The 14,686-nt window shown below is 69.9% G+C and carries 14 protein-coding genes; 13 read left to right on the forward strand and 1 reads right to left on the reverse strand.

The features are described 5' to 3' along the window. The first annotated feature begins 9 nt into the window (after positions 1 to 9). The 5 genes from ACFYSH_RS03465 to ACFYSH_RS03485 all read left to right on the forward strand — a co-directional run bounded on the left by ACFYSH_RS03465 (position 10) and on the right by ACFYSH_RS03485 (position 5,301). Entirely contained in the window at positions 10 to 1,068 is a 1,059-nt protein-coding gene (locus ACFYSH_RS03465) for a sugar kinase (protein WP_388750696.1), read from the forward strand. Next, positions 1,065 to 1,823, forward strand: coding sequence for an IclR family transcriptional regulator (locus tag ACFYSH_RS03470; protein WP_359466968.1), 759 nt, complete (start codon positions 1,065 to 1,067; stop codon positions 1,821 to 1,823). Before ACFYSH_RS03465 ends, ACFYSH_RS03470 begins: the two co-directional genes overlap by 4 nt. Before the next feature lie 6 nt (positions 1,824 to 1,829). Then, a complete protein-coding gene (locus tag ACFYSH_RS03475) occupies positions 1,830 to 2,240 on the forward strand; it encodes a RidA family protein (protein WP_359466965.1) in 411 nt (136 codons plus the stop codon). Positions 2,241 to 2,382: 142 nt separating this feature from the next. Then, positions 2,383 to 3,855, forward strand: coding sequence for a gluconate:H+ symporter (locus tag ACFYSH_RS03480; RefSeq protein WP_359466962.1), 1,473 nt, complete (start codon positions 2,383 to 2,385; stop codon positions 3,853 to 3,855). 141 nt (positions 3,856 to 3,996) lie between these two features. Continuing rightward, positions 3,997 to 5,301, forward strand: coding sequence for an Nramp family divalent metal transporter (locus ACFYSH_RS03485; protein WP_359466960.1), 1,305 nt, complete (start codon positions 3,997 to 3,999; stop codon positions 5,299 to 5,301). Between the two features lie 82 nt (positions 5,302 to 5,383). Here ACFYSH_RS03485 and ACFYSH_RS03490 read toward each other — a convergent pair whose 3' ends face one another. Next, entirely contained in the window at positions 5,384 to 7,117 is a 1,734-nt protein-coding gene (locus tag ACFYSH_RS03490) for a chitinase (protein ID WP_388750700.1), read from the reverse strand. Between the two features lie 561 nt (positions 7,118 to 7,678). On the opposite strand from ACFYSH_RS03490, the gene ACFYSH_RS03495 reads away from it, so the two are divergent. The 8 genes from ACFYSH_RS03495 (at position 7,679) to ACFYSH_RS03530 (ending at position 14,664) form a co-directional block, all read left to right on the forward strand. After that, positions 7,679 to 8,545 carry a hypothetical protein gene (locus tag ACFYSH_RS03495; RefSeq protein ID WP_388750703.1) on the forward strand — a complete coding sequence of 289 codons (867 nt, stop codon included), beginning with the start codon at positions 7,679 to 7,681 and terminating at the stop codon, positions 8,543 to 8,545. 82 nt (positions 8,546 to 8,627) lie between these two features. After that, positions 8,628 to 9,332, forward strand: a complete 705-nt coding sequence (gene cpaB, locus ACFYSH_RS03500; RefSeq protein WP_359466951.1) for a Flp pilus assembly protein CpaB — start codon at positions 8,628 to 8,630, stop codon at positions 9,330 to 9,332. A gap of 7 nt (positions 9,333 to 9,339) precedes the next feature. Continuing rightward, on the forward strand, positions 9,340 to 10,632 hold the full coding sequence (locus ACFYSH_RS03505; protein WP_388750706.1) for a CpaE family protein: 1,293 nt from the start codon (positions 9,340 to 9,342) through the stop codon (positions 10,630 to 10,632). Further along, complete coding sequence (locus ACFYSH_RS03510; RefSeq protein ID WP_388750709.1) at positions 10,629 to 11,039, forward strand: TadE/TadG family type IV pilus assembly protein; 411 nt, start codon at positions 10,629 to 10,631, stop codon at positions 11,037 to 11,039. Before ACFYSH_RS03505 ends, ACFYSH_RS03510 begins: the two co-directional genes overlap by 4 nt. A 6-nt stretch (positions 11,040 to 11,045) precedes the next feature. Then, positions 11,046 to 11,444, forward strand: coding sequence for a TadE/TadG family type IV pilus assembly protein (locus tag ACFYSH_RS03515; protein ID WP_388750712.1), 399 nt, complete (start codon positions 11,046 to 11,048; stop codon positions 11,442 to 11,444). A 31-nt stretch (positions 11,445 to 11,475) separates the two neighbouring features. After that, positions 11,476 to 12,813, forward strand: coding sequence for a CpaF family protein (locus ACFYSH_RS03520; RefSeq protein WP_359466945.1), 1,338 nt, complete (start codon positions 11,476 to 11,478; stop codon positions 12,811 to 12,813). A 10-nt stretch (positions 12,814 to 12,823) separates the two neighbouring features. Continuing rightward, positions 12,824 to 13,759 carry a type II secretion system F family protein gene (locus ACFYSH_RS03525; RefSeq protein ID WP_359466942.1) on the forward strand — a complete coding sequence of 312 codons (936 nt, stop codon included), beginning with the start codon at positions 12,824 to 12,826 and terminating at the stop codon, positions 13,757 to 13,759. Positions 13,760 to 13,776: 17 nt separating this feature from the next. After that, entirely contained in the window at positions 13,777 to 14,664 is an 888-nt protein-coding gene (locus ACFYSH_RS03530; RefSeq protein WP_359466940.1) for a DUF5936 domain-containing protein, read from the forward strand. Positions 14,665 to 14,686 lie beyond the last annotated feature (22 nt).

A 14,686-nucleotide genomic window follows, 5' to 3' on the forward strand; every position in this document is an offset into this window, starting at 1 on the left:
GAGCCCAGAGTGTCCGGACACGCAGCCAGGACAGCCACCGCGGACGTCGTCTGCCTCGGCGAGTCCATGGTGACGTTCCTGCCCTCGCAGCCGGGCCGCCTCGCCGACGTCCCCTCCTTCAGCCGCGGCATCGGCGGCGCCGAGTCCAACGTCGCCTGCGCGCTCGCCGCCGCCGGCCACCGGGCGAAATGGGTCGGCCGGGTCGGCGCCGACGGCTTCGGCGACCACCTCGTCGACACGATCACGGCGTACGGGGTCGACACCTCCGCCGTGCGCCGCGACCCGGACCGCCCCACCGGCATCTACTTCCGCACGGCCACCGACCGGGCCACCGACACCCACGAGGTGGCGTACTACCGGGCCGGCTCCGCGGCCTCCGCGATGTCCCCCCTCAACGCCCCGTACGAGGACCTCCTCGCCACCCGCGTCCTCCACCTGTCCGGCATCACCGCCGCGCTCTCCGCCGACTGCCTGGCACTGCTCCACGACCTCACCGCCCCCCGCGACGGCCGCCCGCTCCTCTCCTTCGACGTCAACCACCGCCCCGGCCTGTGGCGCGACGGCGGGACCGGCCCGGACGTGCTGCTCGCCCTCGCCCGCCGCTGCGACCTCGTCTTCGTCGGCGAGGACGAGGCGGAGGAGGCCTGGGACGTCCACGGCGCCGAAGCGATCCGCGCGGCCCTGCCGGAGCCGGACGTCCTGGTCGTCAAGCGGGGCGCGGACGGCGTCACGGTCTACTCACGGACGGCCGGCGACGGGGCGCAGGACACCGTCACCACCGTCCCCTCCCTCCACGTCGACGTCGTCGCCGCAGTCGGAGCCGGCGACGCCTTCGCCGCCGGCTTCCTCTCCGCGACCCTGCGCGACCTGCCCGTACGCGACCGCGCCCGGCACGGCCACCTCATGGCCGCCGCCGTCCTCACCGTCCCCGGCGACCTCACAGGCCCCCCGTCCCGCGCCCACGCCGACCGGCTGGCCGCCCTGGACGACGACGCCTGGGGCACACTTCGTCTCGGCCCCGGCTGGACAGCCGCCGCCGGGGCGAACGAGGAGGTACGAGTCAGATGAGCCAGACCGTCGACCGCGCGCTGAGCATCCTGCCGCTGCTCGCCCAGGGCCCCGCCGACCTCGGCCAGGTCGCCGAACAGCTCGACGTCCACAAGTCCACGGCGCTGCGCCTGCTCCGTACCCTCCACGAGCACGGACTCGTCTACCGTCAGGACGACCAGCGCTACCGCCTCGGCGCCCGGCTCTTCGCGCTCGCGCAGGAAGCCGTCGAGAACCTCGACGTACGCGAGATCGCCCACAGCCACCTCGTCGCGCTCAACGAGCAGTGCGGGCACACCGTCCACCTCGCGGTGTACGAGGAGAACGAGGTCCTCTACATCGACAAGGTCGAGAGCCGCTACCCCGTCCGGATGTACTCACGGATCGGCAAACCCGTCGCGATCACCGTCGCCGCGGTCGCCAAGCTGCTCCTCGCCGACCTCGCCGAGCCCGAGCGGCGCGCCATCGCCGAACGGCTCGACTACCCCATGTACACGTCCCGTTCGGTCCCGAACGCCGGCGCCTTCCTCAAGGAACTCGCCGGCGTACGCGAACAGGGCTGGGCCACCGACCTCGGCGGCCACGAGGAGTCCATCAACTGCGTCGGCGCCCCCATCCGGGGCGCGGACGGGCGGGTCGTCGCCGCCATGTCGGTGTCCGCACCGAACGTGGTCGTCACGGCCGAGGAACTCCTCACCCTGCTCCCGCTGGTGCGCCGCACCGCGGACTCCATCAGCCGGGAGTACTCCGGCACCGCCCCCACCAAGAAAGCCTGAACCGCCATGACCGAGAAGACCGCCCTCACCCCCAGCACCCACACCGCGCCGCCCGCCAGGTTCTCGCACGGCGTGAAGAAGGGGAACATCCTCCAGGTCGCCGGTCAGGTCGGCTTCCTGCCCGCCGTGGAGGGCCAGGCCCCGACCCCGGCCGGCCCGACCCTGCGTGAGCAGACCCTGCAGACCTTCGCCAACGTCAAGGCGATCCTGGAGGAGGGCGGCGCGAGCTGGGACGACGTGATGATGATGCGCGTCTACCTCACGGACGTCGACCACTTCGCCGAGATGAACGCGATCTACAACGAGTACTTCGAGGAGCAGGGCCTCACGGCCCCCGCCGCCGCGCGTACGACGGTGTACGTCGGCCTGCCCCGGGGACTGCTCATCGAGATCGACGCCCTCGCGGTCCTCGGCTGATCCACCCTCCGCCGCGGATGAGGTCATCGCCCCACCGCGGCACCCAGCGGCACGGCACGGCGCCCCACACCTTCCCCACGGGGCCGCCGTGCCGTGCTCCCCCCTGCCCGAAGGGCCCTGTCACCAACGGAGTTGACCGCTCATGCTGCTCGCCGCCACCCCCGCCGCCGAGGCGCCACCCCACACCGGTGGACTGCTCCTCCTGATCGGCGGAACCCCCGGTCTGCTGACCGTCGCCGCCCTCGGCATCGCGCTCCTGCTCTTCCTGATCATCAAGGTCAGGCTGCAGCCGTTCGTCGCCCTGCTCGCCGTGTCCATAGCCGTCGGCCTGGGTGCCGGACTCTCCGTCACCGAACTCTTCGGCACGGTCCAGAAGTCCGCCGCCGTCTCCGTCATCGAGTCCGGCATGGGCGGCATCCTCGGGCACGTCGCCATCATCATCGGGCTCGGCACGATGCTCGGTGCGATCCTCGAGGTGTCCGGCGGCGCGGAGGTACTGAGCGCCCGCCTGCTGAATCTCTTCGGAGAGAAGCGCGCCCCGCTCGCCATGGGCCTCACCGGCCTCATCTTCGGCATCCCGGTCTTCTTCGACGTCGGCATCTTCGTCCTCGCGCCGATCGTCTACGCCGCCGCCAAACGCTCCGGCAAGTCCGTCGTCCTCTACGCGATGCCGCTGCTGGCCGGCCTCTCGATGACCCACGCCTTCCTGCCGCCGCACCCCGGACCGGTCGCCGCCGCGGGCCTGTTCAACGTCTCCCTCGGCTGGGTCATCCTGATGGGCGCCGTCGTCGGCATCCCGTCCGTCCTCGCCGCCTGGGGCTACGCCGCCTGGATCGGCAAGCGCATCTTCGTCGACGTACCGCAGGACATGGTCGAGGCGGCCGAGGAGTCCAAGGCCGCGGTCGTCGCCGAGCAGCGCGCCGCCGGTGTCACCCCGCACGAGAAGCCCGTCCCGCTCGGCACGGTCCTCGCGATCATCGGCACTCCGCTGATCCTCATCCTGGCCGCGACGTTCTCCTCCATCGCGCTGGATCCCTCCACCCTGCGCTCCGTCATCGAGTTCTTCGGCAACCCCTTCGTCGCGCTGACGATCGCGCTGTTCCTCGCCTACTACCTGCTGGGCATCCGGCGCGGCTGGTCCCGCAAGTCCCTCGAATCGGTCTCCACCGCCTCGCTGAAGCCCGTCGGCAACATCCTGCTGGTCGTCGGCGCGGGCGGGATCTTCGGAGCCGTGCTCAAGGGAAGTGGCATCGCCGACGCGCTCGCCGACACCTTCAACGACGTCGGCCTGCCGGTCATCCTGCTCGCCTGGCTGATCTCCGTCGTCCTGCGCGTCGCCCAGGGCTCGGCGACGGTCGCGATCGTCACCACCGCCGGCATCGTCGTCCCGCTGGTCGAGGGCCAGGACATGTCGCAGGCCCACCTCGCCCTGATCATCATGGCGATCTCGGCGGGCTCCATCTTCGCCTCACACGTGAACGACGGCGGTTTCTGGATGGTCTCGAAGTACTTCGGCATCTCCGAGCGCGACACCCTGAAGACCTGGACGGTCCTGGAGACGGTCCTCTCGGTCGCAGGCTTCGTGGTCGCCGCGGCGCTGAGCCTGGTCATCTGAGGTCGGTCCCGCACGTCCTGGTGGGTGCGCCACGCGTTGCGGGGCAGCCCACACGAGGGCGTCGTACCGATCGGGGCCGTCCTCCGATCGGTACGCCGCGCCCCCTTGTGCGATCCGGCGTGATGCGCTTCGTTGATCGACATGGCGGAGACAAGCGAGATCACAGGGACGGGGGAGCCCGGCTCCCAGCCGCGTAAATCGAGCTGGCGCTACATCGGGCCCGGCATCGTCGTCGCGGCCACCGGTGTCGGAGCGGGGGACCTGGTCGCGACACTCATCGCGGGCAGCAAGTTCGGGTACACCCTCATGTGGGCGGCCGTGATCGGCTGCCTGGTGAAGATCTCCCTCGCGGAGGCCGTGGGCCGCTGGCACCTCGCCACGGGCCGCACCCTCTTCGAGGGCTGGCGCACCCTCGGCGGGTGGACCACGGGTTACTTCGCCGTGTACGTCGTCATCTGGGGCTTCGTGTACGGCGCGACGGCCATGTCCTCCAGCGCCCTGCCCATCGTCGCACTGTTCCCCGACGGGCCCGGCCTGAAGACCTGGGCGATCATCACCGGGCTGATCGGTCTGGTCTTCGTCTGGTTCAACCAGTACGCCGTCTTCGAGAAGGTCATGACGGTCCTGATCGGCGTGATGTTCGTCGTCGTGGTCTACGTGGCGATCCGGGTGGTGCCGGACGTCGGCGCCTCCTTCGCGGGGCTGCTCCCCGTCCTCCCCGACGGCTCGCTGATCTACACGCTCGGGCTGATCGGCGGGGTCGGCGGCACCATCACCATGGCGGCGTACGGGTACTGGGTCAACGCCAAGGGATGGTCCGACACCTCCTGGATGAAGGTGATGCGGCTCGACAACCGGGCCGCCTACATCACCACCGGGGTCTTCGTCGTCGCCATGCTGATCGTCGGCGCCGAACTGCTGCACTCCTCGCAGATCGCCCTGACGAAGGGCGACCGTGGGCTGATCGACCTCGGCCAGGTCCTGGAGGACCGCTTCGGGGCGGGCACCGCGAAGCTGTTCCTGGTCGGCTTCTTCGCGACGTCGTTCTCGTCGCTCATCGGTGTGTGGCACGGCGTGAGCCTGATGTTCGCCGACTTCGTGGAGCGGATCCAGGCGGCCCGCAGTGGCGCGAGCGTGGAGAAGGCGAGCGGCGAGAAGGTCGGCCGGCAGGAGCGGTCCCTGCCCTTCCGCGCGTACCTGCTCTGGCTGACCTTCCCGCCGATGACGCTGCTGTGGCTGGACGAGCCCTTCGGGCTGGTCATCGGCTACGGCGTCCTGGGCGCGTTCTTCATGCCGTTCCTGGCCCTGACCCTGCTGTGGCTGCTGAACTCCGACCGTACGCCGCGTGAATGGCGCAACGGCTGGCTCAGCAACGGGATGCTGGGCGCGGCGGGGCTGCTGTTCATCGTGCTGTGCGTCAAGCAGGTGATCGACCTGCCCTGGTGAAGGCGCGTACGCAGGCGTGACGACGCAGCGGCGCCGCCGGGGAGCGGCGGCGCCGCTGGTCCTTCGGACCGAGGGGCTGAGGTTACGGGAGCCCGTGGACGTGCGGGCCGACCGCGTTGGACCAGGCGTTGCCCGCGGTGGCGTCCCAGTTCGTGGACCAGGTCATCGCGCCACGGATGTCCGGGTACGTCCTGGACGGCTTGAACGAGCCACAGCTCGTGCCCTTGGCCAGGCAGTCCAGGGCCGCGTTCACGACGGACGGGGCGACGTAACCGCTTCCCGCGCCACGCGTGGAGGCGGGGACACCGAGGCCGACCTGGGACGGGGCGAGGCCGCCCTCCAACTGGATGCAGGCGAGCGCGGTGAGGAAGTCGACCGAGCCCTGCGAGTAGACCTTGCCGTCGCAGCCCAGCATCGAACCGCTGTTGTAGTACTGCATGTTGACGACGGTCAGGATGTCCTTGATGTTGAGCGCCGTCCTGAAGTACTCACCGGAGGTCGACTGCATGTCGATCGTCTGCGGCGCCATCGTGATGACGAGGCCGGAGCCCGCCTTCGACGACAGGGAGCGCAGCGCCTTCGTCATGTAGGTGGAGTTCAGGCCGTTCTCCAGGTCGATGTCGACGCCGTTGAAGCCGTACTCCTGGATCAGCGCGTACACCGAGTCGGCGAACGCGGTGGCGGAGGCGTCGCTGTTGACGGCGACGGAGCCCTTCTCACCGCCCACGGAGATGATGACGTTCTTGCCGGCGGCCTGCTTGGCCCTGATGTCGGCCTTGAACTGGTCGACGGTGTAGCCGTCGAGCCCCGCCGAGTCCAGGTTGAAGGTGACGGCTCCGGGCGTGGCCGTGGCGTCCGCGAAGGAGACGGCGATGATGTCGTAGTGCGCGGGGACGTCGCTCAGTTTCTGGACGGCGGCGCCGTTGTCGAAGTTCTGCCAGTAACCGGTCACCGCGTGCTTGGGCACCGAGGTCTCCGGCCCGGGACCCGGGTCGGAGACCTTCGCCGTACGGCCGCTGACCGTGGCCGACTTGACGGACTCCCCGGCCGCGTTGGTCGCGCTGACGGAGAACTGGTACGCGGTGTCCGCGGCCAGCCCGGTGACCGTGGCGGAGGTGCCGGTGGAGGTGGTCGCCTTCGTGCCGCCCCGGTAGACGGTGTAGCCGGTCGCGCCGGAGACGGCGTTCCAGGTCAGGGCGATGGAGGAGGAGGTCGTCGTACCGACGGCCAGCCCGGCGGGGGCCCCGGGGATCGTGGGCTCCGGATCCGTGCCACCGCCACCGTCGGGCCCGGTGACCTGGACGTCGTCCGCGACGTAGGCGGCCTGGCCGTACCAGCCGTGCATGTAGACGGTGACCGAGGTGGTGGAGGGGCCGGTGGTGAAGCTGGTCCGCAGCTGGGTCCAGCTGCTGGATGCGGGGGACCAGGTGGAGACGTCCGTCGTCCCGGTGCCGGTGGCCCCGAGATAGGCGTAACCGCCCTGCACCCAGGAGCTGAGCGTGTAGGTGGAGCCGGGCTTCACGGCCACGGTCTGCGTGCACCTGGCGTTGTCCTGCCCGGCCGGGGTGGCCCTGAGCGCGGAGGCGCCGCCGTGCACGGGGGAGGAGACGGTGGTGCCGCTGCCGCCGGAACAGGTCCAGTTGGCGAGCCCGGACTCGAATCCGGCGTTCTTCGCCACGTTGACGTCGGCCGCCTGCGCGGTGCCGACGAGCCCGGTGACGCCCAGCGCCCCGGCCGCGACGACGGCGACGGCGCCGCCGAGGAACGGCCGGACCCGGCGCCTTCTGTGCCTGCTGCTGCCTGCGGAGCGTTCCACTTGCTGCCTCCGGTGGGGGAGTTGGGGGTGCCGGCGGGAACGGTGGCCACCGTTGGCGGATAAACTGGTCCAGACCAATCGAGTTGTCAAGACCTCTGACGGGCCGGATGCGGACCGTGGGGTGAGTCCTGCGTGCGAGTCGTCCGCCGCTCGCCTTCGGGTGATCGCTCTCGCGCGCTCGAGCGTCCCCACCCGGACGGGTGACTCGGTCGCGACACCCGGGACGTGACGGAGCGGATATCCGCAGGGATCGGCGGGAGTTCCCATGTTCCGTCCTGACGTGCGGAGTTGAATTCACCCGGATTTCAAACCCGGTCGGCCCGAGTAACTCTGCGCAGTGGCCCGGGGGTTGCCGGCCAGTCCTTTCGCCCGATTTCGTACAGAGGCGTTGTGCCCCTGTGTGCCCCACGTCTTCGTACTGGGTTCCGATATCTGTTCTCTGCCTGGTATGACGTGGCTAAAGTGCTGGGGAGGAAGTACCCAGCAGGAGCGATTGCGACCGGAGTCACCGCAGACGACGGCCGGAGCCGAACGGGGACGAGCGTGCCGACCGCAATAGCAGTGACCAGTGCTGATCTGGTGCTACCGCCGACCGATCAGCAGACGCCCACAGCGGCCCTGCTGCAGGCGCCCGAAGCCCAGCCGCTGGATCTCGCGATCGGTGACATGCACCTGCTTCTGGAGCAGCACGGTCATGTGATCGCGGTCTATCCCACGGGTATCAGCCCCGCCCATGAACGCAGACTGCACGCCGTCCGTTCGGTTTTGGAGAGCGACCGCATCGCCCTGCTCAAGGTGGACCTTCCGCCGCTCGGTGTGGCCGTGCTCGTGCGTCAGTTGCGACAACTGTCCATCTGTGACTTCAGCCCCGGAGTGGTGGCCTCGGCGGCGCGGTTGCTCGCCCACTACGTCCAGGCCGGTGCCCTGTTGAACTCGGTGGCCAGGCTCGACCGGGTCCCCGTCAGCCTCAAGACGCACGCGAAGTCCTGGGTGCCCGGATCGATGTTCGTCGTGGTCTCCGGCCCCAGCCCGCAGCTCCTCAAGATCGGTCCGTCCGTCGAGCCTCCGGCCGGGCCGTCGTACGCCTCGCACCTGATCGTCGCCAAGGGGCAGCTGACATCCGACTGGGTGCAGCAGACCCTCGCCCCGGCATGGGGCGTACAAGCCGTGCACGAGTGCGCGCTGCCTTCCGGTTCACCGCGTTGGTGGGGGACGGGGAAACTCGTGGAATTCGCCTCCTTCCTCCCGGACATCTCCGTGCTCTATCAGCTCGTCTCCTCCGTACGGCGGGAAAAGTGCCACTGGTGCGGAATGGAACTCATCGGCGACCGCTGCGGGTTCTGCTCCTCCCCCCTGGCGCCGCCGGAGAACCGCATGCAACCCGTGGGTGTCCTGACCACGGGAGCGCCCGCGCCACCGAGCTCCTAGAGCGCGCCCAGAACCGTGCGGAGCCGCGCATCCCTCCTGTCCGCCGCACCACGCATCCGATTCGAACGAGGTTGTCCGGCCCATGAACTCCCGCCAGCGCCGCGGCGTGATACTCCTGCTCCTGTCGGTCCTGTGCGCGCTCGGCGCCTTCGCCGGGGTGTTCTCGGTGATCAGCGACGTCAACGCGAAGGTCGGCCCCGAGGTCGACGCCTACCGGCTCAAGGCGGACGTGGCTCCGTACAAGGCGCTGTCGGCCGACCAGTTCGAAAAGGTCGCCATGCCCGAGCGCTGGCTTTCGGACAACGCCGTCACGGAGATCGAGGAGGTCGACGGCAAGATCGCCGTCACCACGCTGCGGAAGGGATCCCTGATGCAGTCCGACATGATGGTGGAGAGCCCGGAGCTGAAGCCGGGTGAGCAGGAGATCGCCATCATGATCGACGCCGCGACGGGGGTGGCGGGCAAGATCCGGCCGAACGACAAGGTGAACATCTACGCCACCTTCGCGGGTGAGGAGGAGGGCGAGGTGTCCCAGTCCAAGGTCATCGTCTCCAACGCCAAGGTCCTCGACGTCGGCGAACTGACCGCCCTGGAACCGCGTAAGGAAGACCGGAACCAGGCCACCGAGGCCGTGCCGATCACCTTCGCGCTCAACACCCTCGACACCCAGCGCGTGGCCTACGCCGAGTCCTTCGCCCAGCACGTACGCCTCGCCCTGATCGCTCCCGGCAGCGACTCCACCATCCGCCCGGGCGACCGGACCTACACGCTCGACAAGGACAAGTGAGGATGGGATGACCACCAGAATCCTCCCCGCCGTCGGCGACGCCGACGCGGCCCGGTCCGTGACCACCCTGCTGAGTCAGCTCCCCGACGCCGAACCGGCGGCTCCGGTCGGAGACTCGACGCAACTCGTCGACACACTCGCCCGCCTCGCCGGCGAGTCCGTCGACGAGCTGCCCGAGGTCGTCCTGGTGCACGAGCGGATCGGCCCGGTGCCCGCCCTGGAGCTGGTCCGGGAGGTCTCCCTGCGCTTCCCCGCCGTGGGGGTCGTGCTGATCACCACGGACGCGAGCCCCGGACTCTTCGCCGCGTCCATGGACGCGGGCGCACGGGGCCTGGTCACCCTCCCCCTGAGCTACGAGGAACTCGCCAACCGTGTACAGGCCGCCGCCCAGTGGTCCACGGGCGTACGACGCCACCTCGGCTCCCGCGGTGATGTGTTCGCCGGGCCCGGCGGCACGGTCGTCACCGTCACCGGGGCCAAGGGAGGAGTCGGGGCGACCCTCACGGCCGTACAGCTGGCCCTGGCGGCGCAGGCCTCCGGGTACACGGCCGCACTCGTCGACCTGGACCTCCAGGCCGGTGACGTCGCCGCCTATCTCGATGTGCAGTTCCGGCGCTCCGTCGTCGACCTGGCGGCCATCGCCGACATATCCCCACGGGTCCTCTCCGATGCCGTCTTCTCGCACGAGACGGGCCTGGCGTTGCTGCTGGCGCCCGGGGAGGGCGAACGAGGGGAAGAGGTCAGCGACCGTGCCGCACGCCAGATCGTCAGCGCCCTGCGCTCGCGCTACGAGGTCGTCGTCGTCGACTGCGGAAGCCAGATGAGCGGAGCCAACGCCGCGGCGATCGAGATGGCGGACACCGCCGTGCTGGTGACCACACCCGACGTCATCGCGGTACGTGGCGCCAAGCGCATCGTCCGGATGTGGGACCGGCTCCAGATCCGCAAGGCCGAGGAGACCGTCACCCTCGTCAACCGCTTGAACCGCAACACGGAGATCCAGCCCGCGCTGGTCCAGCGCATCACCGGCACCCGGATGGCGGGAACAGCGGTTCCGGCGAACTTCAAGGAGCTCCAGGGGGCGGTGGACTCCGGGCGGATGCACGAACTGGACCCGCGCTCCACCGTGAAGCAGGCCCTGTGGGCCCTGGCGGGAGAGCTCGGACTCGTGAAGCCCCCTCCGGGAACTCCGGCGACTCCGGGAACGCACCAGCGCGGCAAGGCGCTGCGCGGTGACAGGGGCTCGATCGCGGGCCGTCGACGCAAGGGCGGCACGACCAGCGGGGGAGGCCGGCCGTGACGAGGGACGCGGGAGGACCAGGCCGCATACGGGCACGGCCGAGAGGCGACCGCGGCCAGATCAGCGTCGAGTTCACCGGGATGGTGCCGATCATCCTGGTGACACTGGTGCTGCTCTGGCAGGCGGTGCTGGTGGGTTACACGTTCACCCTGGCGAGCGGCGCGGCGGACGAAGGCGTACGGGACGCGGCCGGCGCGGGCGCCGGGGACCTCCAGAGCAGTTGTGCGGCAGCTGTGTACGAACGGCTCCCCAGCGCCTGGGAGGGGTCCGCGGCCATCGACTGCGGCGCCGGGGACGACGTGGTCACGGCCACCGTCAGGCTGGAGGCCCCCGTGCTCTTCCCGGGCTTCGTAGGCCTTCCCATTCCCGTCACGGCGACGGCCGGCGCCGCCGCCGAAGGGGAGTGACGCGGCATGTCACGTTCACGCAGCCCACACGCGGCCGGACCGGAGCAGCAGGGCAGGGGCAGGGACCGGGGCTCGACCGCCATCGAGTACCTGGGCTTCCTCCCCGTCCTCCTCCTGATCGCTCTCGCCGGTATCCAGCTCTGCCTGGTCGCGTACACCGCGCAGCAGGCAGGCACCGCGGCCAGGGCCGCCGCGCGTACCGCCGCCCAGGAGGAGGTGGCCGGTTCCTACGCACGGGTCGGGAGGGCGTCCATGACCGGCTGGGTCGCCGAGCGGGCCCGGATCTCGGCACCTGCCGGGGGCGACTCGGTCACGGTGAACGTCACGGTCACCGTCCCGGACGTCCTGCTCGGTCTGCTCGGTGACCGGACCGTCGAGAAGTCCGCCACCATGCCCCGCGACTGAGCGCACCCATCCGAACCGAGGAGTACCGCCCATGAGCCTGCGGGCACGCATCACCGCCCCCGAGGAGCGCGGAGGGGGACGGGAGGACGGCCATCTGGTCGCCACGTACCGCGCGAAGCTCCTCGAGGAGATCGACCTCGCGGAGATGTCCTCGCTGGCCGCCGCCGACCGCCGGGCCCGGCTGGAACGCGTCCTGGGCCACATCATCAGCCGCGAGGGCCCCGTCCTCTCCACCGTCGAACGCTCCCAGCTCATCCGCCGGGTCGTCGACGAGGCCCTCGGGCTCGGCGTCCTCGAACCACTGCTGGAGGACGCCTCCATCACCGAGATCATGGTCAACGGACCCGACCAGATCTTCGTCGAACGGGCGGGCCGGGTCGAGCAGCTCCCGATGCGCTTCGCCAGCCACGAGCAGCTCATGCAGACGATCGAGCGCATCGTCTCCACCGTGAACCGCCGCGTGGACGAGGCCAACCCGATGGTCGACGCCCGCCTGCCCAGTGGGGAGCGCGTCAACGTCGTCATTCCGCCGCTCTCACTCACCGGCGCGACGCTCACCATCCGACGCTTCCCGAGATCCTTCACGCTTCAGGAGATGATCGGCTTCGGCTCGCTGGACCAGCAGATGCTGCTGCTGCTCGCCGGTCTCGTCCAGGCCAAGTTCAACGTGATCGTCTCCGGGGCAACCGGCACGGGCAAGACCACCCTGCTCAACGCGCTCTCCGGACTCATCCCCGAGCACGAACGCATCGTCACCATCGAGGACTCCGCCGAGCTCCAGCTCCAGCAGAACCACGTGATCCGGCTGGAGTCCCGCCCCGCGAACGTGGAAGGAAAGGGCCAGGTCACCATCCGCGACCTGGTGCGCAACTCGCTGCGCATGCGTCCCGACCGCATCGTCGTCGGTGAGGTCCGAGGCGGCGAATCACTCGACATGCTCCAGGCGATGTCGACCGGCCACGACGGTTCGCTCGCCACCGTCCACGCCAACAGCGCGGAGGACGCGCTGATGCGTCTCCAGACCCTCGCGTCGATGTCCGAGATCAAGATCCCCTTCGAGGCTCTGCACGACCAGATCAACAGCGCCGTGGACGTGATCGTCCAGCTGACCCGGCACGCCGACGGTGCCAGGAAGGTCACCGAGATCGCCGTGCTCGACTCACACGGGCGTGACCCCTACAGGATCGTCACCGTCGCCCGGTTCAACGCCCGGCCGATGGACGCCGACGGCGTGATACAAGGCGAGTTCCAGGCCCTCCCGCTCCCGCGACGTATCGCCGACCGGCTGTACATGGCCGGACAGCCGGTCCCTCAGGCATTCGGGGTCGCGCCGACCGACGAACACCTCGCCACCCGAGAGGCCAGATAGGTACCCCGACATGGACAACCTCGCACCGCTCACCCTCGGTGTCACGCTGCTGTGCTGTGTACTCGGCGTCCTGGGCCTGCACGCGTACACCTCGGGCAAGGCCCAGCGCGAAGCGCTCGTCGACCGGCTCACCTCGACCGGGCAGATCGAGAAGGGCCCGCAGCGCCGCTTCCGGGGCCTGGACCGCAGGCTGCGCCGCACGAGGACGGGCAAGAGGATCGAGCTGAAGCTCGCGGCCACCGGGCTCGACGTCACCCCGGGCGAATACCTCGTCTACGTGTTTGCCGGCGTCGCGGCCCTGTGGCTGATCGCGGCGTCCGTCCTGGCCTCGTTCTTCGGCCCGCTCGCCGGGCTCGCCGGGATCTGGGGCGCCAACACCTTCCTGAACTGGCACCGCACCAAGCGCACCGAGGCCTTCATCAGCCAACTGCCGGAGATCTCCCGGGTGCTGGCCAACGCCACCCAGGCCGGGCTCTCCCTGCGTACGTCCATCGCCATGGCCGCCGACGAACTCGAGTCACCCGCAGGCGACGAACTCCGCGTCGTCGCCGACCAGCTGGGAGTGGGCCGCACGCTCGACGACGCGCTGGACGAACTCGCCGCCCGCCTGCCGTCCCGCGAGCTGGTCGTACTCGTCGCCACCCTGATCCTCTCCAACCGGGCCGGCGGCCAGGTGGTGTCCTCGCTGCGCAACCTCACCGTCACCCTGGAGGAGCGCAAGGAGACCCGGCGCGAGGTCCGCACCCAGCTCTCCCAGATCAACGCCACCGCGTACGCGGTTCCGGCCATCGGCGTCGGCGCGATGCTCCTGGTGAACTCGATCATGCCCGGCGCGCTCGACCGGATGACGGGATCGTTCCTCGGCCAGACCGCCGTCGTCATCTCGCTCGGGCTCTACGCCGTCGGATTCATCGGCATCCGCCGCATTTCCAAGATCGATATCTGAGGAGGGGACCGACCGACATGGAACTGCTGCTCGCTCTCGTGGTCGGCCTCAGCGTGTTCGGCATCTTCAAGGGGGTGCGGATGTACCGGGCCGAGGCCGCCCTCCCCGACGACCTCGCCCTCGCCCTCGAGATGGGCTCGACCCGCACCACCGTGGTGGGCTCCGGCCTCGACCGGCTCGGGATGCGCTGGGCGCCCCTCGTGCTCCGCCTGATGGGGCCGAAGAAGGTCAACGAGAAACGCCGCAAGATCGACATGGCCGGCAACCCCGGTGGACTCACCATCGACCGCTACGCCGCCCGCCGAGCCGTCTACAGCGCCCTCGGCGCCTTCGCGGCCTTCGCGATGCTCAGCAGCGGCCAGTACCTCATGGCCCTCCTCATGGTCGCCTTCGGGCTCTTCTGGGGCGAGGTCGGCATCTGGGCCGCGGTCCGCAAACGCAGGGACGACATCGACCGCACACTCCCTGACTTCCTGGACGTCCTCGCCGTCGTCGTCTCCGCCGGACTCGGCTTCCGGCAGGCACTGGACCGGGTGTCGGAGAAGTACTCGGGCCCCTGGGCCGACGAACTGCGGATCACCCTGCGGCAGATGGACATGGGGGTCAGCCGCCGCCAGGCCTTCGACGAACTACGCAAACGCAACGACTCCGAACAGGTCGCCATGTTCGTCACCGCACTCCAGCAGGGTGAGGAACTCGGGGCGCCGATCGTGGACACCCTCATCGCCATCGCGAACGACATGCGCCGCACCGATGCCCAGAACGCCAGGCGCAGGGCGGCCAAAGCGGTTCCCAAGGCCACCCTGATGGTCACCACCTTCATGATCCCCGCCACCGTGCTCCTCATGGGCGCCGCCATGCTCCTCGGCTCCGGAACGGATCTCGGATCGCTGACGGGGGAGTGAGCCCGTGCCGGCGACGCGAGGC

This window comes from Streptomyces sp. NPDC005791, assembly GCF_042871485.1.
Lineage (GTDB): Bacteria > Actinomycetota > Actinomycetes > Streptomycetales > Streptomycetaceae > Streptomyces.